The organism is Rhizobium sp. AN6A (genome assembly GCF_900215635.1).
GTDB lineage: Bacteria > Pseudomonadota > Alphaproteobacteria > Rhizobiales > Rhizobiaceae > Agrobacterium > Agrobacterium tumefaciens.
On the sequence record NZ_OCNC01000003.1, the window covers coordinates 987,558 to 1,012,898 of the forward strand.

Annotated in this window: 27 protein-coding genes; 22 read left to right on the forward strand and 5 right to left on the reverse strand. The window is 58.8% G+C overall.

Features of this window, described 5'->3' with window-relative positions; genetic code table 11:
* Positions 1-12 precede the first annotated feature (12 nt).
* From CRO62_RS08465 to CRO62_RS08555, 19 genes are all read left to right on the forward strand, one after another.
* The gene (locus CRO62_RS08465) at positions 13-1,341 is read left to right on the forward strand and encodes an FMN-binding glutamate synthase family protein (protein WP_097099865.1); all 1,329 of its coding nucleotides are present in this window, start codon (positions 13-15) and stop codon (positions 1,339-1,341) included.
* A gap of 83 nt (positions 1,342-1,424) precedes the next feature.
* Positions 1,425-2,732 (forward strand): type III glutamate--ammonia ligase, encoded by a 1,308-nt coding sequence (glnT, locus tag CRO62_RS08470; protein WP_003511506.1) that lies wholly within the window; start codon positions 1,425-1,427, stop codon positions 2,730-2,732.
* Positions 2,733-2,823: 91 nt separating this feature from the next.
* Positions 2,824-3,708 (forward strand): formyltetrahydrofolate deformylase, encoded by an 885-nt coding sequence (gene purU, locus CRO62_RS08475; protein ID WP_097099866.1) that lies wholly within the window; start codon positions 2,824-2,826, stop codon positions 3,706-3,708.
* Between the two features lie 144 nt (positions 3,709-3,852).
* Entirely contained in the window at positions 3,853-4,548 is a 696-nt protein-coding gene (locus tag CRO62_RS08480; RefSeq protein WP_003511504.1) for a GntR family transcriptional regulator, read from the forward strand.
* A 183-nt stretch (positions 4,549-4,731) separates the two neighbouring features.
* Positions 4,732-5,592, forward strand: a complete 861-nt coding sequence (locus tag CRO62_RS08485; protein WP_097099867.1) for a transporter substrate-binding domain-containing protein — start codon at positions 4,732-4,734, stop codon at positions 5,590-5,592.
* A 76-nt stretch (positions 5,593-5,668) separates the two neighbouring features.
* On the forward strand, positions 5,669-6,358 hold the full coding sequence (locus tag CRO62_RS08490) for an amino acid ABC transporter permease (protein ID WP_097099868.1): 690 nt from the start codon (positions 5,669-5,671) through the stop codon (positions 6,356-6,358).
* Between the two features lie 29 nt (positions 6,359-6,387).
* Positions 6,388-7,119, forward strand: a complete 732-nt coding sequence (locus tag CRO62_RS08495; protein WP_025595347.1) for an amino acid ABC transporter ATP-binding protein — start codon at positions 6,388-6,390, stop codon at positions 7,117-7,119.
* Positions 7,120-7,216: 97 nt separating this feature from the next.
* Entirely contained in the window at positions 7,217-8,395 is a 1,179-nt protein-coding gene (locus CRO62_RS08500) for an iron-containing alcohol dehydrogenase (protein WP_097099869.1), read from the forward strand.
* A gap of 118 nt (positions 8,396-8,513) precedes the next feature.
* A complete protein-coding gene (locus CRO62_RS08505) occupies positions 8,514-9,116 on the forward strand; it encodes an amino acid synthesis family protein (RefSeq protein WP_003511499.1) in 603 nt (200 codons plus the stop codon).
* An 11-nt stretch (positions 9,117-9,127) separates the two neighbouring features.
* On the forward strand, positions 9,128-9,973 hold the full coding sequence (locus CRO62_RS08510; protein WP_097099870.1) for an alpha/beta fold hydrolase: 846 nt from the start codon (positions 9,128-9,130) through the stop codon (positions 9,971-9,973).
* Positions 9,970-10,908 carry a flavin reductase family protein gene (locus CRO62_RS08515; RefSeq protein ID WP_097099871.1) on the forward strand — a complete coding sequence of 313 codons (939 nt, stop codon included), beginning with the start codon at positions 9,970-9,972 and terminating at the stop codon, positions 10,906-10,908. Before CRO62_RS08510 ends, CRO62_RS08515 begins: the two co-directional genes overlap by 4 nt.
* Positions 10,905-11,945 (forward strand): LLM class flavin-dependent oxidoreductase, encoded by a 1,041-nt coding sequence (locus CRO62_RS08520; protein ID WP_097099872.1) that lies wholly within the window; start codon positions 10,905-10,907, stop codon positions 11,943-11,945. The genes CRO62_RS08515 and CRO62_RS08520 overlap by 4 nt, the downstream gene beginning before the upstream one ends.
* 4 nt (positions 11,946-11,949) lie before the next feature.
* Entirely contained in the window at positions 11,950-13,416 is a 1,467-nt protein-coding gene (locus tag CRO62_RS08525; RefSeq protein WP_097100433.1) for an aldehyde dehydrogenase, read from the forward strand.
* A 4-nt stretch (positions 13,417-13,420) separates the two neighbouring features.
* Positions 13,421-13,735, forward strand: a complete 315-nt coding sequence (locus tag CRO62_RS08530; protein ID WP_097099873.1) for an NIPSNAP family protein — start codon at positions 13,421-13,423, stop codon at positions 13,733-13,735.
* 56 nt (positions 13,736-13,791) lie between these two features.
* Positions 13,792-14,802, forward strand: coding sequence for an ABC transporter substrate-binding protein (locus CRO62_RS08535; protein WP_026330721.1), 1,011 nt, complete (start codon positions 13,792-13,794; stop codon positions 14,800-14,802).
* 110 nt (positions 14,803-14,912) lie between these two features.
* The gene (locus CRO62_RS08540) at positions 14,913-15,740 is read left to right on the forward strand and encodes an ABC transporter permease (protein WP_370647636.1); all 828 of its coding nucleotides are present in this window, start codon (positions 14,913-14,915) and stop codon (positions 15,738-15,740) included.
* Between the two features lies 1 nt (position 15,741).
* Positions 15,742-16,542 (forward strand): ABC transporter permease, encoded by an 801-nt coding sequence (locus CRO62_RS08545; RefSeq protein WP_097099874.1) that lies wholly within the window; start codon positions 15,742-15,744, stop codon positions 16,540-16,542.
* Positions 16,539-17,621 carry an ABC transporter ATP-binding protein gene (locus CRO62_RS08550; protein ID WP_097099875.1) on the forward strand — a complete coding sequence of 361 codons (1,083 nt, stop codon included), beginning with the start codon at positions 16,539-16,541 and terminating at the stop codon, positions 17,619-17,621. Before CRO62_RS08545 ends, CRO62_RS08550 begins: the two co-directional genes overlap by 4 nt.
* Before the next feature lie 10 nt (positions 17,622-17,631).
* The gene (locus CRO62_RS08555; protein WP_097099876.1) at positions 17,632-19,086 is read left to right on the forward strand and encodes an NAD-dependent succinate-semialdehyde dehydrogenase; all 1,455 of its coding nucleotides are present in this window, start codon (positions 17,632-17,634) and stop codon (positions 19,084-19,086) included.
* 166 nt (positions 19,087-19,252) lie between these two features.
* Here CRO62_RS08555 and CRO62_RS08560 read toward each other — a convergent pair whose 3' ends face one another.
* The 3 genes from CRO62_RS08560 to CRO62_RS08570 form a co-directional block, all read right to left on the reverse strand.
* The gene (locus CRO62_RS08560; RefSeq protein WP_097099877.1) at positions 19,253-19,882 is read right to left on the reverse strand and encodes a LysE family translocator; all 630 of its coding nucleotides are present in this window, start codon (positions 19,880-19,882) and stop codon (positions 19,253-19,255) included.
* Entirely contained in the window at positions 19,882-20,337 is a 456-nt protein-coding gene (locus tag CRO62_RS08565; protein ID WP_097099878.1) for an Lrp/AsnC family transcriptional regulator, read from the reverse strand. Before CRO62_RS08565 ends, CRO62_RS08560 begins: the two co-directional genes overlap by 1 nt.
* A 145-nt stretch (positions 20,338-20,482) precedes the next feature.
* Positions 20,483-21,385, reverse strand: coding sequence for a LysR substrate-binding domain-containing protein (locus CRO62_RS08570; protein WP_097099879.1), 903 nt, complete (start codon positions 21,383-21,385; stop codon positions 20,483-20,485).
* 107 nt (positions 21,386-21,492) lie between these two features.
* On the opposite strand from CRO62_RS08570, the gene CRO62_RS08575 reads away from it, so the two are divergent.
* The 3 genes from CRO62_RS08575 to CRO62_RS08585 are packed head-to-tail and all read left to right on the forward strand — an operon-like array spanning position 21,493 to position 22,897.
* The gene (locus CRO62_RS08575) at positions 21,493-21,894 is read left to right on the forward strand and encodes a tautomerase family protein (protein WP_097099880.1); all 402 of its coding nucleotides are present in this window, start codon (positions 21,493-21,495) and stop codon (positions 21,892-21,894) included.
* Positions 21,891-22,325 carry a cupin domain-containing protein gene (locus CRO62_RS08580; RefSeq protein WP_097099881.1) on the forward strand — a complete coding sequence of 145 codons (435 nt, stop codon included), beginning with the start codon at positions 21,891-21,893 and terminating at the stop codon, positions 22,323-22,325. The genes CRO62_RS08575 and CRO62_RS08580 overlap by 4 nt, the downstream gene beginning before the upstream one ends.
* On the forward strand, positions 22,322-22,897 hold the full coding sequence (locus CRO62_RS08585) for a DUF4865 family protein (protein ID WP_097099882.1): 576 nt from the start codon (positions 22,322-22,324) through the stop codon (positions 22,895-22,897). The genes CRO62_RS08580 and CRO62_RS08585 overlap by 4 nt, the downstream gene beginning before the upstream one ends.
* A gap of 113 nt (positions 22,898-23,010) precedes the next feature.
* Here the strand turns inward: CRO62_RS08585 and CRO62_RS08590 are convergent, their stop codons facing one another.
* Both CRO62_RS08590 and CRO62_RS08595 read right to left on the reverse strand, forming a co-directional pair.
* A complete protein-coding gene (locus tag CRO62_RS08590; RefSeq protein ID WP_065662440.1) occupies positions 23,011-24,042 on the reverse strand; it encodes a fatty acid desaturase in 1,032 nt (343 codons plus the stop codon).
* Between the two features lie 569 nt (positions 24,043-24,611).
* Positions 24,612-25,226 (reverse strand): TetR/AcrR family transcriptional regulator, encoded by a 615-nt coding sequence (locus CRO62_RS08595; protein WP_019564940.1) that lies wholly within the window; start codon positions 25,224-25,226, stop codon positions 24,612-24,614.
* Between the last annotated feature and the right edge of the window lie 115 nt (positions 25,227-25,341).

Below are 25,341 nucleotides of genomic sequence, written 5' to 3' on the forward strand. Positions count from 1 at the left end.
AGGGATTTTCCGATGAGCTATCACAACCCCTTCACCCCGCCGCGCAAGTCCGCGACTTTCGATGATCACACGCTGGCGGAAATCCGCCGTGCGGCTGCGACCGGCATCTATGATATTCGCGGCGCAGGCACGAAGCGCAAGGTGCCGCATTTCGACGACCTGCTGTTTCTCGGCGCGTCCATCTCGCGTTATCCGCTCGAAGGTTATCGCGAGAAGTGCGATACGACCGTTACCCTCGGCACGCGCTTTGCCAAGAAGCCGATCACGCTGAAAACGCCGATCACCATTGCCGGCATGAGCTTCGGCGCGCTTTCCGGCAACGCCAAGGAAGCGCTCGGCCGTGGCGCGACCATTGCCGGCACCTCCACCACGACGGGCGATGGCGGCATGACGGATGAGGAACGCGGCCACAGCCAGACGCTGGTTTATCAGTATCTGCCGTCGCGTTACGGCATGAACCCCAGGGATTTGCGCCGTGCGGACGCCATCGAGGTGGTTGTCGGCCAGGGTGCGAAACCGGGCGGCGGCGGCATGCTGCTTGGCCAGAAGATTTCCGATCGCGTCGCCAATATGCGCAATTTGCCGAAGGGCATCGACCAACGTTCCGCCTGCCGTCATCCTGATTGGACCGGCCCCGACGATCTGGAAATCAAGATCCTTGAACTGCGCGAAATCACCGATTGGGAAAAACCGATCTACATCAAGGTTGGTGGCGCGCGCCCCTATTACGACACCGCACTTGCAGTGAAGGCCGGTGCCGATGTGGTGGTGCTTGATGGCATGCAGGGCGGCACGGCGGCCACGCAGGACGTCTTCATCGAAAATGTCGGCATGCCCACGCTTGCCTGTATTCGCCCCGCAGTACAGGCGCTTCAGGATCTCGGCATGCATCGCAAGGTGCAATTGGTCGTGTCCGGTGGCATTCGCTCAGGTGCGGATGTCGCCAAGGCTCTGGCGCTTGGTGCCGATGCGGTTGCCATCGGAACGGCGGCGCTGGTGGCGCTGGGCGATAACGACCCGAAATGGGAAGACGAATACCAGAAGCTCGGCACCACGGCCGGCGCTTACGATGACTGGCACGAGGGCAAAGACCCCGCGGGCATCACCACGCAGGACCCGGAACTTGCCGCACGTCTTGATCCAATCGCCGCCGGTCGCCGCCTCGCCAACTATCTGAAGGTCATGACGCTCGAAGCCCAGACCATCGCGCGCGCCTGCGGCAAAAACCATCTCCACAATCTGGAGCCGGAAGATCTGGTGGCTCTGACCATGGAGGCTGCGGCAATGGCGCAGGTTCCGCTGGCGGGAACAAACTGGTTCCCGGGTAAAGGCAGCTTTTAAAAAACACAATGGACGGGCGCATTTGGGAGGATGTGGCCGTCTTTTTCGATGAAGTGTCTGATATTCAAAAAAAGGGGAATGACGTGACACTGGACCTCTCCAAGTTTGCTGCCGAGAAAGGCATCAAATATTTCATGATCAGCTATACCGATCTCTTCGGTGGCCAGCGCGCCAAGCTGGTTCCTGCAGAAGCGATTGCCGATATGCAGAAGGGCGGCGCCGGATTTGCCGGTTTCGCCACATGGTTCGATCTGACACCCGCCCATCCCGATCTCTTCGCAGTGCCGGACGCCTCCTCTGTCATCCAGCTTCCCTGGAAAAAGGATGTGGCCTGGGTTGCTGCCGATTGCGTCATGGAAGACCAGCCTGTGGAACAGGCGCCGCGCGTCGTTTTGAAAAAGCTCATCGCGGAAGCGGCCGGGCAAGGGCTGCGGGTCAAAACCGGCGTGGAACCGGAATTTTTCCTGATTTCGCCGGACGGCGCGAAAATCTCCGATGAGTACGACACGGCGGAAAAGCCCTGCTACGACCAGCAGGCAGTGATGCGTCGTTACGATGTGATCGCGGAAATATGCGACTACATGTTGGAGTTGGGCTGGAAACCTTACCAGAACGACCATGAGGACGCGAACGGCCAGTTCGAGATGAACTGGGAATATGACGATGCGCTCCAGACGGCGGATAAACATTCCTTCTTCAAGTTCATGGTCAAGTCGGTTGCCGAAAAGCACGGGCTGCGCGCGACATTCATGCCGAAACCTTTCAAGGGGCTGACCGGCAACGGCTGCCACGCTCATATTTCGGTCTGGGATCTGGACGGCAAGGTCAACGCTTTTGCCGACAAGGCAATGCCTTTCGGGCTCTCCGCAAAGGGCAAGACGTTTCTGGGCGGCATCATGAAACATGCCTCCGCTCTTGCGGCCGTCACCAATCCGACGGTTAATTCCTACAAGCGCATCAACGCGCCGCGGACCATCTCGGGCGCGACCTGGGCACCGAACACGGTGACCTGGACCGGGAACAACCGCACCCACATGGTACGCGTGCCAGGGCCGGGGCGTTTCGAACTGCGTCTGCCGGATGGCGCCGTGAACCCCTATCTGCTGCAGGCCATCATCATTGCGGCCGGTCTCTCGGGTGTCCGCTCACAGGCCGATCCCGGTCCGCATCACGATATAGACATGTATCGCGAAGGTCATACCGTGACGAATGCGCCTAAACTCCCGCTCAATCTTCTCGATGCGCTGCGCGAATACGAGAAGGACGAGGAACTGCAGCAGGCATTGGGCATGGAGTTCTCAAAGGCCTATCTGAAGCTCAAGCAGGGCGAGTGGAACGCTTATTGCGCGCAATTCACCGCCTGGGAGCACCAGACAACGCTCGACGTTTGAGTTCGGGTTTCCCCGCCGCCTTCGCGGCTTTTCCCCGCGCTCGTCAGACAGCGCGGGGTTTTTCCAATATCGATGACAGAGAGAGTGCCGGATGACGAACTTCGTCCTGACCGTAACCTGCAAGTCCACCCGAGGCATCGTCGCTGCCCTTTCAGGCTTTCTCGCTGAAAAAGGCTGCAACATCGTCGATAGTTCACAGTTCGATGATCTCGGTACGGGCCGTTTTTTCATGCGCGTGGGCTTCATTTCCGAAGAGGGAGCAAAGCGTGACGAGTTGATGACCGGACTGATGCCGATCTCGCAGAAATTCGGCATGGAAGTGGCGCTCCATGACCAGTCCGAGCGGATGAAGGTCCTGCTGATGGTCTCGCGCTTCGGCCATTGCCTGAACGATCTGCTTTACCGTTGGCGCATCGGGGCCTTGCCGATCGATATTGTCGGCGTCGTCTCCAACCATTTCGATTACCAGAAAGTGGTGGTCAATCATGATATTCCCTTCCACCACATTCCGGTGACGAAGGAAAACAAGCCGCAGGCTGAAGCCCGGATCATGGATATTGCCGAAAGCACCGGAACCGAACTGATCGTGCTTGCGCGTTATATGCAGGTGCTTTCCGACCGGATGTGCGAGACGATGTCGGGGAAGATCATCAACATCCACCATTCTTTCCTGCCGTCCTTCAAGGGCGCCAACCCTTACAAGCAGGCCTATCAGCGCGGCGTGAAGCTGATCGGTGCAACGGCCCACTATGTCACCGCCGATCTCGACGAAGGTCCGATCATCGAGCAGGATATTGTGCGTATTACCCATGCCCAGAGCGCGGAGGATTATGTTTCGCTCGGCCGGGATGTCGAGGCGCAGGTTCTGGCACGCGCCATTCACGCCCATATCCACCACCGTACTTTCATCAACGGTAACCGTACCGTGGTCTTCCCGCCAAGCCCGGGCAGCTATGCATCGGAACGCATGGGGTGACGTGCCATTGCGACAAGCTGGTCGCGCGCTGTTGCCATAAATATGGTGCGCGGCTAAATAAGTTGGTACGCCATAATATAAAGAGCCAGAACCTGTTTTCACGCCCGGCGGGCGGAAGCGGGATGTGCCAAACGAGGTGATACCATGACCGGTGCTTTGCAGGGAACTGCCATTCGCGTTGAGCGTCCGACCAAGACGCTGAGGGAACTTGCGCTCGACAAGGTGCGCGACGCCATCGTGAACGGTTACTTCCGTCCGGGAGACCGCCTCGTGGAGCGCGATCTCTGCGCCCAGCTGGGCGTTTCCCGCACCATCGTGCGCGAAGTCCTGCGGCATCTGGAGTCCGAGGGGCTGGTGGCGAATTTGCCGAACAAGGGGCCGATGGTTGCGCTGCTCGATCTCGCCGAGGCCAAGCAGATTTACGAAATCCGCGGTGCGCTGGAGGGAATGGCGGCGCGCCTTTGTGCGGAGCGTCGCGATCCCGCCATTGTCGAGGCGCTTGAGGCTTCACTCGAGCATATTCGCGAAAGTTACGTTGCCAAGGATATGCCCGGTGTTCTCGCGCATACCTCGTCTTTTTATCATACGCTGTTCAGCAAGATCGACCGGCATGTCGCCTGGGGCGTCGTCAATTTGCTGACGGTACGGATCAACCATCTTCGCTCCATGACGATCAAGACGAAAAGCCGCGATACCGAAGGTCCGGCGCAGATGAAAAAGATCGTCGATGCGATCCGGAAAGGTGACGGAGACGCCGCTTACAAAGCCGCTCTTGATCACGTTACCAGCGCATGCGCTATCGCCGAAGCCGTTCTCACCGCGCAAAAAACGGCTGATTGACGTTTTTTGGCGCTCCGTTCTGTTTGTCTTGCGGTTGCCAAGCTGGCGGCCGCAAGCATTCGGTTTTTTGATTTTCTTGTTGTTTTACAATAATTTAGAAAAACAAATAACCGCTTATTGACAGGGCAATCCGTTTGGTGTGATGGTATGCCATAATAAATAATATAAAGAGCGGAGCTTAATATGAACTGGAATCCGATTTCCCGGAAATGCATAGCCGTGCGCGCCAAAACCTCTCTGGCGGGCTTTGTCTTTAGTCTTCTTGCCGGTGCGGCCGTTGCACAGGACTGCACGCCGAAAATATCCAACGATCACCTCATCAAGCCCGGCCATCTCGTGATGGCGACCAGCCCGACATTGCCGCCCATGGCCTATGCCGACCAACAGGGTGTGCTCAAAGGCCTTCGTATCGAGCTGGGTTATGAAATCGCCAAGCGCCTCTGCCTGAAGCCCGAATATATCAGCACGGAATATGCCACCATGGTGCCGGGCCTGCAGGGCGGCCGCTGGGACATGATCAATGCCGGCCTGTTCGTGACGGCAGAGCGTCGCAAGATTCTGTTCATGATACCCTATGAAAATCTTGCCATAAGCATTTCAACGGCCGTCGGTGCATCCGAGCCCATCACCAAGGTGGACGATCTGGCCGGCAAGGCCGTCAGCACCGATATCGGTGGTTATGCCGAGCGCAAGATCAAGGAATTGAACGAGGACTTCAAGAAACGCGGTCTTGCGCCGATGACCATAAACCTGTTCGACAATTACGCGACCGTCTATCAGGCGCTGCGGGCAGGCCAGGTTCAGGCGGCGGTCTCCATCGATCCTGTCGCTAAGCAATACCAGGATCGCGGCGAGTTCACGCACGCACTTTCCGGCATGTACCCCACGCCCGGTTCGCTTTCCTTTGGAAGCAAGGACGTCGCCAGTGCCGTCTCTGCTGCTCTGAAGGAGATGAAGGCCGATGGTTCGCTTGGAAAGCTGATGGGTGGTTATGGCGTGAGCATCGCGCCCGGCGATCTCGCCGTTCTTGGTCCGGAAGGCTGAAATCTCCTCTATCTGAACTGTCAGCGCGGCGGGAAAGTTCTCGCCGCGACCATTCCCGCATGAATTGGAGAAAGACGTGAAGGGTTGGAACTGGGAAGGTTTCTTCGAATACCTGACGAATTATTATCTTTTCGAGGGGGCGATGGTGACGCTCGGCCTCACGATTTTTGCCATGACGGCGGGTCTTGCGCTGGGTTTCGTCATTGCGGTGATGCGCATGTCGAAATACCGGTTCCTCTCCGGACCGGCCTATTTCTACACCTGGATATTTCGCGGCACGCCGCTGCTGGTGCAGCTCATCATCATCTATACCGGCCTGCCGCAGCTCGGCATCAAGCTGACCGTTCTGCAGTCCACCCTGATCGGCCTGTCGCTCTGCGAAGCAGCTTATCTGTCGGAAATCGTCCGGGCAGGTATCGCCGCGGTTCCGAAAGGCCAGATCAATGCGGCGCGCGCCATCGGCATGACCGAGGCGCAGGTGATGCGTTACATCGTTGCGCCGCAGGCCTTCCGCATCATCATTCCGCCGCTTGGCAATTCCGTCAATGGCGTGCTGAAGACAACGTCGATCGCCTCCATCATTTCCATGGAGGAGCTGCTGCGCCGCACGCAGGTTCTTATCCAGGAAAAGTTTCTCGTTCTGGAGCTCTTCATGGTTGCGGCCCTTTATTACCTCGCCATGACGACCGCCTGGGAACTCATCCAGCGCCGTATCGAAAAACGGTTCGGCAAGGCCTACGGCCCCATGTCGGCTGACGTACACTAGGGAGAAGTCCGATGTCTCAAGCAACCAGCATGATCGAACTTCAATCCGTCAACAAATGGTACGGCCCGACCTTTCAGGTTCTGACCAATTGCAGTCTGAATGTCGCCAAGGGCGAAGTCGTCGTGATCTGCGGGCCGTCCGGTTCGGGCAAGTCGACGCTGATCAAATGCGTCAATGCGCTGGAGACGATCGGCAATGGCATCATCACCGTCAACGGGGTTGAGGTGACCAACCCCAAGACCGATATGCCGAAGCTGCGCTCCAAAGTGGGCATGGTGTTCCAGCATTTCGAACTCTTCCCGCATATGACGATCCTCGAAAATCTGTGCATCGGGCAGGAGAAGGTTCTCGGCCGCTCCCCTGCGGAGGCGCTGGTCAAAGCCAACGCCCTTCTGGAGCGGGTGGGGCTTACCGCGCATGCGAAGAAATATCCCGGCCAACTTTCCGGCGGTCAGCAGCAGCGCGTCGCAATCGCCCGTGCGCTGGCGATGGATCCGGTCGCCATGCTTTTTGACGAGCCGACATCGGCGCTTGATCCGGAAATGATCAACGAGGTGCTCGACGTCATGGTCTCGCTTGCGCAGGAAGGCATGACGATGATGGTGGTGACGCACGAAATGGGTTTTGCCCGCAAGGTGGCGGACCGCATCGTCTTCATGGATGGCGGCGAGATCGTCGAGATCGGCGAGGGTGACAGCTTCTTCACCAATCCGAAGACGGATCGCGCACGCTCGTTCCTGTCGAAAATCCTGGCGCATTGAGGCCACGGTGACCGGAGCGGGATGACGAAATCCCGCTTCAGATCGTGTGCCTTCGGCCGTTCCGAACAACGCAGAAAGATAGTGGCGGAGAACCGCAATGATAAACCGTGTCCTGATGCCCCGCGAAATGCTCATTGGCGGTGGCAGCCGTTTACGATTGCCTTCGCTGCTGAAATCTCTGGGGGTGAAGCGCCCTCTGCTCGTCTGCGATCCCGTCATGCAGAAACTCGGCCATGCGGATGCGCTTTTGCAGGCGCTTGGCGGCGAGGGCATCGATGCCGCCATTTTTGCGGATGTCGTAGAAGATCCAACGGATATATCCATCGCCACCCTGGTGAAACGCGTTTCCGGGGGCGGCCATGATGGTCTCGTCGCACTCGGCGGCGGCAGCGCCATGGATACGGCTAAGGCAGGCGCCATCGTTGCAACCAGTGGCGAAGAGCTGCGGGCGCTGAAAGTTCCAAGGATCGTGGATTTTGCCGTCATGCCGGTAATTGCCATACCCACAACCGCAGGAACCGGATCGGAAGTAACGCGCGCCGCCGTCGTGACGGACACGGCTGCCAGCGAAAAAATGCTCATCCTCGGCACTGCCGCTTTGCCCGTTGCGGCCATCATCGATTACGAGCTGACGCTGACCTGCCCTTACCGCGTCACGGTCGATACCGGCATAGATGCGCTGACCCATGCGCTGGAAGCGCTGGTCAACCGCAACGGTAATGCCCATTCCGAGGCGTTGGCGCTGTCCGCGCTGAAACTGATCGGGGCAAATCTCGAAAAAGTGGCGAACGACCCGCAGAACCGGGAAGCACGCGAAGCGATGATGCTCGGGGCGACGCATGCGGGTCTTGCCGTTTCCAACACATCCACAGCGTTGATCCACGGCCTCAGCCGGCCGGTCGGTGCCTTTTTCCACGTTCCGCACGGCATGTCGAATGCGATGGTGCTGCCGTTGGTCACACAATTTTCGTTGAATTCCGCTCTACCGCAGTATGCCGCCGCTGCCCGCGCACTTGGTTGCGCAAGTTCGACGGACAGCGACCAGATTGCAGGCGCAAAGCTGGTGGAGGCTTTCATCGGCCTGAACAGGCGGCTGAAGGTGCCGACACCGCAGGAATTCGGTATCGACAAAACCCGCTATCTCGATCTTTTGCCGGAAATGGTGCGGCAAGGCCTCGCCTCCGGCACGCCGGCAAATAACCCACGGGTTCCGACGACAGCTGAAATGACGCGCCTTTACGAACTGGCCTTTGACGGCCGCATGGAAGGGCCTTGAGCCATAACATCCTGTAAGAATTGCCATTTTTCGCAACTTCAAGCCACAGATTTCCGCCACTTGACACTTGCATATTATGGCATACCATAAGACATTATATTCATCGGAGAGAACGCCTATGCCCATCCAGATCCGTAAGACCCTGTTGCAGGTCGAAACAACGTTGATTGAAGGAGGCAAGGCCGCAGCGACACCTTTGAAGCTGTTCACCGCCATCGCGGTCGTGAAAAATCCCTGGGCTGGAAAAGGCTTCGTGGATGATCTCAAACCGGAAATCCACGCCGGGGCGCCGGTGCTGGGCGAACTGCTGACGAAGATGATCCTTGATGCCGTGGGTTCCGGCGAAGCGGTGGAGGCCTATGGCAAGGCAGCCGTCGTCGGGCTGGATGGTGAGATCGAACATGCCTCCGCGCTCATTCACACGCTGCGTTTCGGCAATCACTATCGTCAGGCTGTGGGTGCCAAGTCCTATCTGGCCTTCTGCAATACGCGTGGTCCCGGCAATGCGCCGATCATGATCCCGTTGATGGACAAGAACGATGAAGGCCGCCGTTCGCACTACCTGACTATCCAGACCTCCGTTCCCGATGCTCCGGCTGCTGACGAGATCGTCGTCGCGCTCGGTGCTTCAGTCGGCGGCAGGCCTCATCATCGCATCGGCGACCGGTATCAGGATCTGAAGGATCTCGGTCAGGATGTCGCCAACCCGGCCGGCGTTTGAGGGTGATGCAAATGCAGGAGGCCGCCACCACGTCACGGGTCAATGCTGCAAAGGCAGGTGCTGCCGCGCTCCCTCGCAAGGTGACCGAGGGCGGGGCGGCCTATTTCGAGGCAGGCGTCGGTGAAGACCTGATCCTCATCCACGGCGTGGGAATGCGGCTGGAAGCCTGGAAGCCGCAGATCGAAATCTTTTCAAAGACGCACCGTGTCATCGCGGTAGATATGCCGGGGCATGGCGGCAGTGAACGTCTGCCAGCGGGCAGCACGCTCAAGGATTTTGTCGGCTGGTTCGGCCGGTTTCTTGACGATATGCGGATCGCGCGTGCCAATGTGGCCGGGCATTCCATGGGTGCGCTGATTTCCGGCGGTGCCGCTGCAACCTTTGGAGATCAAATTGCGCGCGTCGGTTATCTGAACGGCGTTTACCGCCGTGATCCGGCCGCGAAGGCTGCGGTTCTCGCACGCGCGGCTGCCATCCGGACTACCGGCGTGGACAAGGAAGGCCCGTTGTTACGCTGGTTCGGCGACGATCCAAAGAGCCAGCAGGCGCGGGAGTTGACGCGGGGCTGGCTGGAAATGGTCGATCCCGAAGGTTACGCGATTGCCTATACCGCATTTGCGGGCGGGGACGAGACCTATGCGGATCGGTGGCCCTCGGTCATCTGCCCGGCTCTTTTCCTGACGGGTTCGGATGACCCCAATTCGACGCCTTTGATGGCCGAGCAGATGGCGGCGATCACACCGCGCGGTTACGCCCGTGTCGTTGAGGCGCACCGGCATATGGTCAATCTGACCGCACCTGAAACTGTCAATGCAATGATGGCCGAATGGCTGGCTTTAGAGGAGGAGCCGCAATGACTGTTGCAACCCTTGATCCGCGTGCTTTGCGCGATGCATTCGGCGCTTTCGTAACGGGAGTAACGATCGTGACCACACGGGGCGATGCAGGAAAGCCCATCGGTTTTACTGCCAACTCCTTCACCTCGGTTTCGCTCGATCCGCCGTTGCTGCTGATCTGCCTTGCCCGCAGCTCGCGCAATTTCGCGACGATGACCGGCACCAAAAACTTCGCTGTCAATATTCTGTCGGAAAGCCAGAAGGACCTCTCAAACACCTTCGCCCGGCCGGTCGAAGATCGTTTCGCCACCGCCAGCTGGTCGGATGCGCCTAAGGGCTCGCCGGTCTTTGCAGACGTCGCGGCTTGGTTCGAATGTTCGATGCAGGAGGTTATCGAGGCCGGCGATCATGTCATTCTGCTCGGCCGTATCGAGGCTTTCGACAATAGCGGCCTGAACGGTCTCGGTTATGCGCGCGGCGGCTATTTCACGCCGATGCTGGCTGCAAAGGCGGTATCGGCAGCGGCAGAGGGCGATATCGTCGTGGGCGCCGTTCTGGAACGGCGCGGTGAGATTTACCTCGTTGGCGACGACGTGCTGTCGCTTCCCGGCTGTGTCGTGGCAAGCGGCGATCCGGTCGCGGCGCTGACATCACGTCTCGAAGACCTGACGGGTCTCTCCGTCAAAACGGGATTTCTCTACTCGGTTTATGAGAACAAGACGGATGGGCGCCAACACGTCGTCTATCACGCGCTTGCCGATGGCGATGAAGCGCCGCGCGAGGGCCGTTTTCTGTTGCCCGGCGCGCTGGCTTCGGCAAAATTCGACTCCGGCGCGACGGCGGATATCGTCAATCGTTTCGTGCTGGAAAGCTCGATCGGCAATTTCGGTGTCTATGTCGGGAACGAGACCGCCGGCAAGGTTCATCCCATCTCCATGAAGGGGCCAAACCCATGAAATTCTCCCTCTTCGTTCACATGGAGCGGCTGGACGCCTCCCAGGACCACAAGACGCTCTACGAGGAGTGCGTGACGCTCTGCGAAATTGCCGATCGTGGTGGCATGCATGCCATCTGGACCGGCGAACATCATGGCATGGATTTCACCATAGCGCCCAACCCCTTTGTAACGATCGCCGATTTGGCGCGGCGTACGAAGACGGCACGCCTGGGTACGGGAACGGTGATCGCGCCTTTCTGGCACCCGATCAAGCTTGCCGGAGAAGCGGCGATGACGGATCTGATCTGTGATGGCCGTCTTGATATCGGCATCGCGCGTGGCGCCTATTCGTTCGAATATGAGCGGCTGCTTCCAGGCCTCGACGCCTGGGGCGCGGGCCAGCGGATGCGCGAGCTTATTCCGGCTGTCAAAGGGGTTTGGGCGGGTGACTACACCCACGACGGCGAATTCTTCAAGTTTCCGGCCACCACCTCGGCTCCCAAGCCGCTGCAGCAGCCCTTTCCGCCCATCTGGGTGGCGGCGCGTGATCCGAATTCGCATGAATTCGCTGTCGCCAATGATTGCAATGTTCAGGTGACGCCGCTCTGGCAAGGCGATGACGAGGTGGAAACCCTGATGGGCCGCTTCAACGATGCCTGCGCGAAAAATCCAGATAAACAGCGGCCGAAAATCATGCTGCTGCGCCACACCTATGTCGGTTCCGATGAAGCCGATATTGCCCAGGCGGCCCATGAGATGAGCGTCTATTACAACTACTTCTTTGCATGGTTCAAAAACGAAAAGCCCGTTCATCAGGGGCTGATCGAGCGTATTGCGCCGGAGGAGATCGCCGCAAACGCCATGCTTTCCGGTGATGTCATGCGCAAGAACAATGTTGTCGGCGATGCCGATGAAGTCATTACCCGGCTTAAGGCCTACGAGGCCATGGGCTACGACGAATATTCCTTCTGGATCGATACCGGCATGAGCTTCGAGCGCAAGAAGGCCTCGCTGGAACGCTTCCTTTCCGATGTCATGCCGGCTTTCAAGGAGTAAGATGATGCGCCGTTTCCAATGTTACATCGACGGGCGCTTCGAGGATGGCGAGGCGAGCTTTTCGAGCCTCGACCCGGCAACCGGTGAACCTTGGGCAGAAATGCCGGAAAGCCGCGAAGCGGATATCGGTCGGGCCGTCGAGGCCGCGCATCGGGCGCTTTATCAGGATGCGGCCTGGTCGAAACTGACGGCGACGCAACGCGGCAAGCTGCTCTACCGGCTTGCCGATCTGGTTGCCGAAAATGCAAAGACGCTTGCCGAGCTCGAAACCCGTGACACCGGCAAGATCATCCGCGAGACCTCGGCGCAGATTGCCTATGTCGCGGACTATTACCGCTATTATGCGGGCTTGTCTGACAAGATCGAGGGTGCTTACCTGCCGATCGACAAGCCGGACATGGATGTCTGGCTGCGGCGCGAACCCGTGGGTGTGGTGGCCGCGATCGTCCCGTGGAACAGCCAGCTTTTTCTGGCAGCCGTTAAAATCGGCCCGGCGCTCGCTGCCGGCTGCACAATCGTCATCAAGGCCTCGGAAGACGGACCGGCGCCGCTTCTGGAGTTCGCCCGGCTGGTGCAGGAGGCTGGTTTTCCTGCCGGCGTCGTCAATATAGTCACTGGTTTCGGTGCGTCCTGCGGCACGGCACTCACCACACACCCGAAGGTGGCCCATATCGCCTTTACCGGCGGGCCGGAAACGGCGCGTCACATCGTTCGCAACTCGGCCGAAAATCTTGCCTCCACGTCGCTCGAACTCGGCGGCAAATCACCGATCCTCGTGTTTGCCGACGCCGATCTCGAAAGCGCCGCCAATGCGCAGGTCGCGGGAATTTTCGCGGCGACCGGTCAGAGCTGTGTTGCCGGATCACGGCTGATTGTCGAGAAAAGCGTGAAGGATCGCTTCCTCGGAATTTTGAAGGCGAAGGCCGAGGCGATCCGCATCGGCTCGCCGCTGGACATGGCAACGGAAGTGGGGCCGCTCGCGACCGAGCGGCAGCGCAAGCATATCGTCTCTCTGGTCTCTGCTTCCGAAAAAGCCGGTGCGAAGCTGCTAACGGGCGGCGTGGCGGTGGATGGCGCTGGTTACTTCTACCCTCCGACCATTCTCGATTGCGACGGTATTCGTTCGCCGTCCATGGAAAAGGAGTTCTTCGGCCCGGTTCTTTCTGTTGTTTCCTTCGAAACCGAGGCGGAAGCGATCGCGTTGGCCAATGACACGGTCTATGGCCTCGCCTCGGGCGTCTTCACGCAGAACCTGACGCGCGCCCATCGGCTGATGAAGGCGATCCGCGCCGGCGTCGTTTGGGTGAACACCTATCGCGCCGTCTCACCGATTGCGCCTTTCGGCGGTTTCGGTCTTTCCGGTGATGGTCGCGAAGGCGGGCTTGCGGCAGCGCTCGATTACACGCGCACGAAGACCATATGGCTTAGAACCTCGGATGACCCGATCCCCGATCCATTCGTGATGCGGTGACGCGATGTTTTACGAAATCCGCACCTACCGGCTGAAGAACGGCGCCATTCCGGCCTACCTTAGGGTTGTCGAGGAGGAAGGCATCGAAATCCAGAAAAGCCATCTGGGCGAGCTGGTGGGTTACTTCTTTTCCGAGATCGGGCCGATCAATGAAATTGTCCACATCTGGGCCTTTTCCAGCCTGGATGACCGCGAAGAACGGCGCGCGCGGCTCCTGGCCGATCCACGCTGGTTGTCTTTCCTGCCGAAGATCCGCGACCTCATCGACGTCGCCGAAAACAAGATCATGAAGCCGGCGCCTTTTTCACCGCTGAAGTGAATCTGCCGGCCGCGAAGTGCATGCCAACAACAAGCTCTAAAACGGAGTAAGGGAACATGAGATCGAAACTGGTATTGATGACATGCGCAGCAATTTTCGCCCTGGGCGCATCCGCACAGGCGAATGATCTGGTTTTTTCCAGCTGGGGAGGAACCACGCAGGACGCGCAGAAGGCGGCCTGGGCCGAAAAATTCATGGTGGCGACCGGCATTAACGTGCTTCAGGATGGCCCGACGGACTATGGCAAGCTGAAAGCCATGGTCGAGGCGAACGGCGTGACATGGGATGTGGTCGACGTGGAGGGCGACTACGCCGCGCAGGCCGGGCCGAAGGGCCTGCTGGAGAAGCTTGATTTCGCCGTCATCGACAAAACGAAGCTCGACCCCCGTTTCGTCACGGACTACTCCGTCGGAAGCTTCTATTATTCCTTCGTCATCGGCTGCAATGTTGATGCCGTGGCCGCCTGCCCCAAGAGCTGGGCCGACCTTTTCGATACGGCAAAGTTTCCCGGCAAGCGCACCTTTTACAAATGGTCCGCACCGGGTGTGATCGAAGCAGCCCTGCTGGCCGATGGTGTTGCCGCCGACAAGCTATACCCGCTCGATCTCGATCGCGCCTTCAAGAAGCTGGATACAATCAAATCCGATATCATCTGGTGGTCTGGCGGTGCGCAATCGCAGCAGTTGATCGCTTCTGCGGAGGCACCCTTCGGCAGTGTCTGGAACGGCCGCATGACGGCGCTTGAGAAAAGCGGTGTGAAGGTGGAGACCTCCTGGGAGCAGAACATTACGGCAGCGGATTCCCTCGTCGTTCCCAAGGGAACGAAGAACAAGGACGCGGCGATGAAGTTCATCGCTCTTGCGACCTCCGCGCAGGCGCAGGCGGATATGGCGTCTGCCACGGGTTATGCCCCGGTCAACGTCGAATCCGCAAAGCTGATGGATCCGGAAACGGCAAAGACCCTGCCTGACCAGCAGACGGCGAGCCAGGTCAATGCCGACATGAACTACTGGGCGCAACATCGCGACGAGATCGGTGAGCGCTGGTACGCCTGGCAGGCCAAGTAAGGCAACGGCGCGGGCAGCCAAAAGCGCCCGCGCAAATTTTCACCTCCGGGGAGGTTTGGGGCATGGTCTCGCTTACCGATGAAACAGAAAGCCCGAAGACGAAGGTGCGGATGCCCTTCCGGCCCGGCAATTTTGCCGCCACCCTGCCGGCATTCGTTCTGCTTGCCCTGTTCTTCGTCGTGCCGGTTATCATCCTGCTGTCGCGCAGCGTTACCGAGCCGGTGCTGGGCTTTGGCAATTACGCCGCATTGCTGGGCAGCTCCACCTACCTGAAGATTTTCTTCAATACATTCGCGGTCTCGGCGCTGGTCACGCTCGTGACGCTGGTCATCGGTTTTCCTGTCGCGTGGGCGCTTGCCATCATGCCGTCGCGGCTTGCCTCCGTCGTTTTCGCAATTTTGCTTCTGTCCATGTGGACCAACCTTCTGGCACGCACCTATGCCTGGATGGTGCTGTTGCAGCGGACGGGTGTCGTCAACAAGACGCTGATGGGCCTTGGCATCATCGACAAGCCGCTTGCACTGGTCAACAACCTGACCGGCGTCACGATCGGCATGACCTATATCATGCTGCCATTCATCATCATTCCGCTCTATGGCGTCATCCGCAAGATCGATCCGGCCATTCTCCAGGCGGCGGCGCTGTGCGGGGCAACCCGCTTTCAGGCGCTGACCCGCGTTCTCATTCCACTTGCCGCTCCGGGTATGATCTCCGGCGCGCTGATGGTGTTCGTCATGTCGCTTGGCTATTTCGTCACCCCGGCGCTGCTGGGCGGCACGGCAAACATGATGCTGGCCGAGCTTATCGCGCAATTTGTGCAGTCTCTCGTCAACTGGGGCATGGGCGGCGCAGCGGCGCTGGTGCTTCTGGTGGTGACGCTGACGCTTTACGCAATCCAGCTGAAATTCTTCGGCGCGGCCGGGGCAGGGGGGCGCTGACATGCTTTTGAATTACAACAGCCTTGGCGCATGGAAGTGGCTGCTCCTTTTCATCACCGTGCTGACAGCGGCATTCCTTATCCTGCCGATTGTCTTCATCGCCGCTTTGTCCTTCGGCTCGTCGCAATGGCTGATCTTTCCGCCGCCCGGCTGGACGCTGAAATGGTATGCGGATTTCTTTGCCGATCCGAGGTGGCTGGATGCTGCCTGGACAAGCCTGCGCATCGCCGTGATGGTCACAGTCCTGTCGTTGTTGATCGGCCTCGTGGCCTCCTTCGGCCTGGTGCGGGGACGTTTCATCGGGCGCGAGGGCCTGCGGGCTTTGTTCATGACGCCGATGATCCTGCCTGTCGTGGTGCTGGCGGTGGCGCTTTATGCTTTTTTCCTGAAGCTCGGCCTTGCGGGCACCACCACGGGCTTTGTCATTGCCCATCTTGTCGTGGCGCTGCCTTTCTCCATTCTGGCGTTGACCAGCGCGCTCGAGGGTTTCGACAAATCGATCGAAGACGCTGCGGTGCTATGCGGCGCGAGCCCGCTGCAGGCGAAAATCCGCATCACCTTGCCGGCCATCAGCCACGGCCTGTTCTCAGCCGCGATCTTTTCTTTCCTCACTTCCTGGGATGAGGTGGTGCTGGCGATCTTCATGGCAAGTCCAACGTTGCAGACGCTGCCGGTGAAAATCTGGGCGACGCTGCGGCAGGATCTGACGCCAGTGATCGCCGCTGCATCGACGCTTCTCATCGCGGTGACCATCATTCTCATGCTGCTTGTCGCGGCTGTGCGAAAAGGACTGAAAACATGACCAAACCGCTCCTGCAAATTCGTGGCATCGCCAAGCAATACGGACCGGTCGTCGCCGTTCAGGACGTCAATCTCGAGGTGCAGCCGGGCGAGTTCATGACGTTTCTCGGACCATCCGGTTCGGGTAAGAGCACAACGCTCTACATTTTGGCCGGTTTCGAACAGCCGACGGCGGGCGACATCCTGCTGAACGGCGAAAGCCTGCTCTCCACGCCGTCGCACAAGCGCAATATCGGCATGGTCTTCCAGCGTTACACGCTGTTTCCGCATCTGTCTGTTGGCGAGAATATCGCCTTTCCGCTGAAAGTGCGCCGCAAGAGCAAGGCGGAAATCGATGCGAAGGTGAAGGAGATGCTGAGGCTCGTTCGTCTCGAAGGTTTCGAGGACAGAAGGCCTGCGCAGATGTCGGGCGGCCAGCAGCAGCGCGTGGCCTTGGCGAGAGCGCTCGCTTATGATCCGCCGGTTCTTCTGATGGACGAGCCGCTCTCGGCGCTCGACAAGAAGCTCAGAGAAGAAATCCAGTTCGAAATCCGTCGCATCCACCAGCAGACGGAAGTGACGATCCTTTACGTCACCCACGATCAGGAAGAGGCCTTGCGTCTTTCCGACCGGATCGCGGTGTTTTCAAAAGGCGTGATTGACCAGATCGGTACGGGGCCGGAGCTTTACGCTCACCCCACCACCCGCTTCGTGGCCGAATTCATCGGTGACAGCGACTTCATCGCCTGCGATCTCCTCGCCGCCTCGGGCGGCAAGGCGACGGTTTCGCTCGGGCAGAATATCGTCTTTGACCATATTCCGGTTCATGGCGAAGCTGCGCCGGGAAAAAAGGCGGCGCTGATGCTGCGTCCGGAGCGTTTACAGCTCAGCCGCAACAGGCCCGGCTCTTCCGCCGGTTTTCAGGCCACCGTCAGCGATATCACCTTCCTTGGCAACAACGTCCATGTCGTCGCCCATACAGGTTCGGGAGAGCCCTTTGCCGTGCGCCTGCCATTTGGCCATGAGGCGATTTCGGGCCTCAGCCGTGGAGATCTCGTGCATCTGGCCTTCGATCCCGCGTCGGCGCAGGTTTTCTGTTGAGGGTCGGAATATGCATCTGAATGATCCCACGCTCTTCGGCGAGAAGGTGCCCGTGGCCGGCCGTTGGCTCGATTGCGATGGCCGCGAGACGACGACGATCCGCAATCCGGCTACGGGGGAGATCATCGGACGGGTTCCCGAACTTGGTACCGCGGAAGCAGAGGAAGCTGTTGCAGCAGCCGTGATTGCGCAGAAGGCCTGGGCAAACCACGTCGCAGGTGAGCGCGCGAACATCCTGAAACACTGGTTCCGGCTCGTCATGGAAAACCGCGACGATCTTGGCATGATCCTGACACTGGAGCAGGGAAAGCCGCTTGCCGAGGCCAAAGGCGAGATCGCTTATGGAGCAAGCTTCATTGAATGGTTTGCCGAAGAGGCGCGCCGCATCAATGGCGAGACGTTACCCGGCCATCAGGCAGACAAGCGCATTATCGTTCTTCGCCAGCCGGTTGGTGTCGTCGCGGCCATCACGCCTTGGAACTTCCCCAATGCCATGATCACCCGCAAGGTCGCCCCGGCGCTGGCAGCTGGCTGCGCGGTGGTGCTGAAACCCGCGCCGCAAACCCCGTTTTCGGCAATCGCGCTTGCCATCCTCGCCGAGCGTGCCGGCCTGCCAGTTGAACTTTTCAGCATTCTGACCGGGCCTGCAGCGGAAATCGGCGGGGTGCTGACGGCAAGTCCGGATATCCGGCTTTTGACATTTACCGGCTCAACGCGCACGGGAGAACATCTCTACCGGCAATGCGCGCCGACCATCAAGAAACTGGGACTGGAACTTGGCGGCAATGCGCCCTTCATCGTCTTCGACGACGCCGATCTCGATGCGGCCGTGGAGGGAGCGCTGATTGCCAAATTCCGCAACAATGGTCAAACGTGCGTCTGCGCCAACCGCTTTTACGTGCAGAGCAACGTTTATGATGCCTTCGCTGACAAATTCGCGCAGGCTGTTTCACAGTTGAAGGTAGGTAACGGGCTGGATGAGGCAAGCGCTCTCGGTCCCCTCATCGACGGAAACGCGGTCGCCAAGGTGGAAGCCCATATTGCCGATGCGCTTTCGAAAGGCGCCGAGATCGCCGCCGGTGGGAAGAGGCATGCGCTTGGCGGAAATTTCTTCGAACCGACGATCCTGCGCAATGTCGATGCCGGCATGCAGGTGGCGCGTGAGGAAACCTTCGGGCCGCTCGCGCCGCTTTTCCGTTTCGAAGATGAGGCGGACGTGATCGCGCAGGCCAACAATACCGATTTCGGTCTCGCCTCCTATTTTTATGCGCGTGATCTTTCGCGCGTTTTCCGGGTTGCCGAGGCGCTCGAATACGGCATGGTCGGTGTCAACACAGGGGCGATTTCCACCGCCGAGGCACCGTTTGGCGGCGTCAAGATGTCCGGCCTCGGTAGGGAAGGGTCGCACCACGGCATCGAAGAATATACCGAGCTCAAATATATCTGCATCGGCGGCGTTGCCTAAGACCCGAGGGCCGAGGTTGGCAGCCAAGCTTCTTTATAATCGCCCTCGCGATTCAGCACCATTCGAATGGCCAGTCCATGGACTTCGAGTGAGAGGCTGTTCGTTGTGTTGCGCCTGTCGGTTCCAGTCTCTCAGAACTTGGAGCCGCAGACAAAACCGTTGCATTTCAATGAGCCAGCATGCCCCAGACAAGTGAACAGAGGGCAAAAAGCCCGAATAAGACAAGGATCACTCCGGACAGGCGGGAAACCCAGCGGGCAAAGGTCGCGGGAAGGCGCTGCCGGGCCAATGCAACGCCGCCGCTCAACAGGAACCACCACAATAAAGACCCTAGAAAAACGCCCGCGACCACAAAAAACGCGCTCGTCGCTCCCGATGCGTCAGCGAGGCCGAGACCCGCGAAAATTGCTGCAAAGGACAGAATCGTCATGGGGTTGGTGATCGTCAGGAAAAAGGTCGCGGTGATGGTGCCGAGCAGATCGCGCGCTCCAACCTTGGCCGCTTCTGCCAGAGGTTTGGGCCTCAGGCTTTTCCAGCCGAGCCACAGCATGAAAAGGCCGCCGACGATTTTGAGCGGCGTATCGATTGTCGCAAGGGTCGCCGCGAAAGCGGAAAAGCCGAGCGCTGCGAGGCTGGCATAGACGGCATCCGCCAGAGCAGTCCCAAGGCCACCTGCCACCCCTGCCCAGAACCCGCGCTCAAGGGTCCGGTTGATGCAGAGGGCGCCGATGGGGCCGAGCGGGGCTGCGACCGCAAGGCCCAGCACAACGCTTTTCAAAACGAGCATTAGTTCCATCAGTCCACGCTTCCCTTCGGCATAAATGGCCCCGACACGACAGACGACAGGGCGATGATCGTCTCGGTACGGGCAAGGAACCCGTTCTGTTTCATTGTCGCCAGAAAGGTTTCGATCTCCGCCAGCGACCCGACGTGAACTTTGACGAGGTAGGACCACTGCCCGGTCACATGGTGACATTCCGCAATAGCGGACTGCGACGCCGCATAGACACGAAACGCGGCCTCGTCCGCATCCGGCGCCAACGCGATCCACACGAAGGCGATCACGGGCAAATCGAATGCGGATGGATCGGCATCAACGGTGATGCGACGGATCGCCCCGCTGGCCGTCAGGCGTCGGATGCGTTCGTTCACGGCCGAAGCGGAAAGCTCCACGACATTTCCGATATCGGCCAGAGAGCGGCGGGCGTCTTCTGCAAGAAGACTGATGATTTTGCGGTCTGTTGAATCCATTTCCGCAGATAATCATGTTTATTCTGATAATGAAAGATATTATGCGGAATTTTGGTAAATCGAGCGCAAACCTTAACGAGGCCGCGATTCCCCTGCAGCTTTGCCGTGCCTGTGATCTTGGCGGAAGCTTATGCAGTTTCAGCGATTACGGTCGCACTATCCATGCTTCCGGCAGCGTTTCCTGCAAGGCTTGGCGGATGATCGTGGCGAGATGGGCACTGATTGGATTTTCGTCTTTTCCGGAGCGAAGAAGGCTGAGCCCCAGCGACGGGAGTTGCGGCAAACCGTCGGTGAGTGGATCAAGAACCCGTACGGCAGGCGGCCGGCCAAACGGTGTGCGAAGTGCGATGCCAAGGCCTGCGGCTGTCGCAGCCCACAACCCGCCGAGGCTCGGGCTGACGAATGCAATGCGCCAGGCGATACGTTGTTGATCAAGGTGGTTGCAGGCAATGCTACGCAAAAGGCACGGCGCTTCCAAGACTGCAAGTGGCAGCGGCTCTTTCCCGCCGGTCTGCCAGACAGTTTCTGTTTCCGCCGCGCCCAGCCAGCACAGTGGCATGGATGCAACCGTTTCCGCTGGCGAAGCGGTGTCGTCGTTCCAGGCCAAGGCGAGGTCAAGATGGCCGGACTCGACCTTCTCCCGCAACTCACTATTGCGAGCGATGCGCCCTTCGATCCGAACCCGTGGATGGGCGCGTGCGAACCGGCCCAGCACCTGCGGCAACACAGTTTCTCCGAAATCCTCCTGAATCCCGAGGCGGATCCAGCCTGCGAGTTCCGGCCCGCGAACGGCGCTGATCGCCTCGTCATTCAGGCTCAATAAACGCCGGGCATAGGACAGCAGCACTTCGCCGCTCTCGGTCAGCGCCAGCCCCCGGCCGGATTTGCGCACCAGAGCGGTTTCGGCCTGGTCCTCCAGCTTCTTGAGTTGGGCGCTGACCGCAGAGGTCGAACGCCCAAGTCTGTCTGCGGCCTGCGCGAACGACCCGGTCTCGATGCCAATCACGAAACTGCGGAGCGCGTCCAGATCCAGATGGGTAAGGCGCAAAGTAAATGTCCTTAAAATCAGGACATAATGTCCTGAATAATTTGATTTTCAGGATGATGATGTCGTTTCATAGTGTGGCTGTCAATCCTCTTGAACGGAGCGCATCCATGCCTTTCACCCGAATATCTCTGCTTGCGGGCAAGTCCGCCGACTATCTCAAGGCGGTTTCCGGCAGTCTCGACCGCGCGCTTGTCGACTGCTTTGACGTTCCGGAAAACGACCGCTTCGCTGCAATCCACCAGCACCAACCGGGCGAACTGATCTTCGACCGAATATATCGCGGCGGCCCTCGGTCGGATGATTTCATTTTCTTTCATATCACCACGGGCAAGACGCGATCGCCGGAAACCAAGGCGCGCTTCTATGCGAGGCTTGTCGAAAACCTGGCGGCGTCGCCCGGTGTGAGGCCGGAGGATGTGATGGTCGCCATCGTCAATTCGACGTTTGATGACTGGTCCTTTGCATCAGGTGTTTCAGCAGGCACACCGGCGGACGAGGGTAGCCGATGACCGATTTTTTCGAGATGCAACCGGCCTGTCCATCCACCATGAGCGTGCGTCGAGCCGGTGACGGAATAGTTGCGGCACCTGAGGGTATCTCCAGCGGAGCCTTCCTCGTCCAGATGCTGTTATCGAGCCGGATCGATGGCGAGATGACGGCAATGCGCGCTTTTGTGCCGCCGGGGGTCGTGACCCATTGGCACAGTCATCCGCGCGGGCAGCTTCTCTTCGTGCTAGATGGCATCGGTCTCGTTCAACGCAAGGGTGACGATCCGTGTGAAGTCCGTCCCGGAGATGCGGTGTGGTTTGCGCCCGACGAATCCCATTGGCACGGCGCCGCGCCGTCCTGTCCCTTCAGCTATCTCAGCGTCCAGCCGGTGAGGAGTGGAACTGCCGTCCACTGGATGGAACCTGTCAAACAAGGGGAGAGCACGTCATGATCGCCATGCAATACAGCTTCACGCTGCCTGCCGACTACGACATGGCGATCATAGACCGGCGCATAAGGGAGAAGGGGCCGCTGCTCGATTGCTTTCCACGCCTGCGTTTCAAGGCCTATCTTTCGGCGAGAAAGCAGGATGCCGGCTTCACAAGTGCTGAAAACCTCTACGCGCCGTTCTATCTTTGGGATGAGCCAGAAGGGATAGACAGCTTCCTGTCCGGTCCAGGTTTTGCGGTTCTGACACGGGACTTCGGCTGGCCATCGGTGCAGACATGGCTGGCCTGGCACGCCGACCACGTACCTGATCTTACAGCCTCGCGATATGCCACACGGGAGATTCGGTCCATAGCGCCCCATTCTGATCTGGCCAAGCTGCGCGATACGGCGACCGCGGACGCGCGTTCAGCAATCGGGGCCGGCGCGCTCGCGGCCATAGCCGCCTTCGATCCAACAAAATGGCTGCTGCTACAGTTCAACCTCTGGCCGACAGTGCCGGCCGTTACTGAAACAATGCAAACCTACACTGTTGGCCACGTCTCATTGGGGTCGGTTCTGCATTCAGCGGAATGATACCTCAAGCGGTGGTGTGACCATGGGTTAGAGATCCACGGGGCTTCTTGGACCAGACCTGTTGGCCGCCTCACGCACCGGCTCAAGGGGTGTTGCGTCGTTCCAGCTCTCATCTATCGCGGTTGCTTTTCTGCCTCACGTAGCGAAATCAGCCGTTTTGTAGATTCGTCCCACAGAATGAGCTTTACGCAGCCCAGGCTGTCGCGAAGGCTGATGCGACCAAGTTTCGCAAGCTCCGGGTAGTCGTGCAGAATCTCTGGCAACCTGTAAAAAGGCACCTTGCTCGACAAATGGTGGACATGGTGCATGCCGATATTGCCGGTGATCCAACGCAGCGGACCCGGCAGATCGTAATACGAGGCGCCATGCATCGCCGCATGGGGAAAAGTCCATTCCGGAGGCTTGGACCAGTGGGTTTCTTCAAACTGGTGCTGGACATAAAACAGCCAGACACCTGCTGACCCGGCGAGCAGCACTATCGGCAGATGAACCAACAGAAAAGGCACGAGCCCTATCGCCCAGATAAGAAGAATAGCCAATACGGCCACACCGGCATTTGTTGCCATTGTCGAAATCCAGGGCAACGCTCCAGACCGCATCATGCCAAACGGTAGCCTTTGTTTGAACAGAAACAGGAAAGCAGGACCGATGCCGAACATCACCAGCGGATGCCTGTACAAGCGATAACCGAGTTTTCCGCGCGGGGAGAGCGCACGATATTCGGTCACGGTCAGAGTTGTAATGTCGCCAACCCCTCGCTCATCGAGATTGCCGGCTGACGCATGGTGTTCCGCATGCGCGCGGCGCCAATAGTCGTAGGGCGTCAGCGTCAGGATACCGATTGCGCGACCCGTCCAGTCATCCCATCGACGGCGCCCGAAAAAAGAGCCGTGTCCGCAATCGTGTTGCAGTATGAAGAGCCTCAACAGGAATCCGGCTGCGGGGATCACCAGAAGCAGGCCAAGCCAGTAACCAAAATGAATCGATACCGACGCTGCTGCCCAAAGGAATACGAAGGGAACAAGCGTCACAGCAAGTTCGTACAGGCTGCGGCCCGTCCGGGGTTTGCGGTAATTCGAAAGTATTTTAAGCAGGGCCTTTTCACTCGCGCCGCCAGGTAATTGGGCTGTTAACGTCGCGGTCATGGTCGATAGCAATCCTTCTGGTCCCCTGCATTTCGAAAAAAGTGTTCACCGCGCTGGCGGTCGTTTTCTGGAATAGCCCGATCTCGAGCCAACACGCGTTGCCGCGGCGGTTCCGTGCTCTGCTCGGCGCGGGCATTCACTGTTTTGTTCATAAATGTTCGAGCTGTAAGCTCGCTCCTGAAATCTGAAACGGTTAATTAAGTCGATCTGCTCGGCGAGGATCTCGCACAACTCTGCGCGGCTGGAACCTGTTCTGTCTAACCGTACCGGCGCTGTTTGCACAGAGGGGCAGGGTGAACTCAAATTGATTGAAGGATACTAGAATTTAATCGGCATAGGCCCTCACGCGCAGGAGCATAGCTCGACTCGGCAACTAAAATCGCTGAAAAGTTGGAGTGGTGAGCGGGTCTCGGCAACAGGATGGCAATTACTCGTTCAAATACGAGCAATATGCTCGAGGCAACATACCCTTACCGCAGCATTGTGGCTGTATCGCGCCCGACATGTAAGGTTTCTTGCGATGTATCAGATCGCACATCAGGGGTCGTCGACTGGCAGGAGAATGCCGCTTATGCCAGCAGCCCGCGCATGATCAGTTCGAGATGAATCTTCAGAACGACCTGCTTGTCCAGACTGCGCCGATCGTCGAAAATCAGCCTGAAAACCAATGTTCCGACTATGGGCGACATGACGACCTTGGCGAGTTCGGTGGGGTTGGCTCTAAACCTTTTTTTCGCCACGCCCTCTTCGAGGATCGTATTGATCCGCTCGAATACCGGCGCCATCACCACGTCATGGTGCTGGTCGATGAGATCGGGGAATTTTGCTCCTTCCGCAACGATGAAGCGAAACAGTTCCCGCATCTTTCTATTGTCGACGAGGGCGTCGAACAGGAATTCGAGAAGCATCCGAAGCTCCTCGACGGGATCATCGGACGTGCGTGCATAGGCCTTGAATGCCTCCTGAAAAGGTGCCGAGGCATGCCTTATCATCGCCTCGAAAAGAGCCTCCTTGGTTTCGAAATAGACGTAGACCGTGCCTTTCGTCACTCCCACCCGCTCGGCAATGTCCTCCACCCGCGTGGCCGTAAATCCTCTCTTGGTGAATTCCTCGAATGCGGCGTCGAGAATTTCCAACGGACGTTGTATCTTCTGTTCTGCTCGTGTCAGTTTTGCTTTTGCCATAACCCCGGATCCCTACGTATTCTTTCGGCACTTGCCTTTTTACCCGTCACAATCGGCGGAAATGACAGGTGTTTGCCTACAGCACCGGCGTAAAAACCGGAATCGATTTTTACAA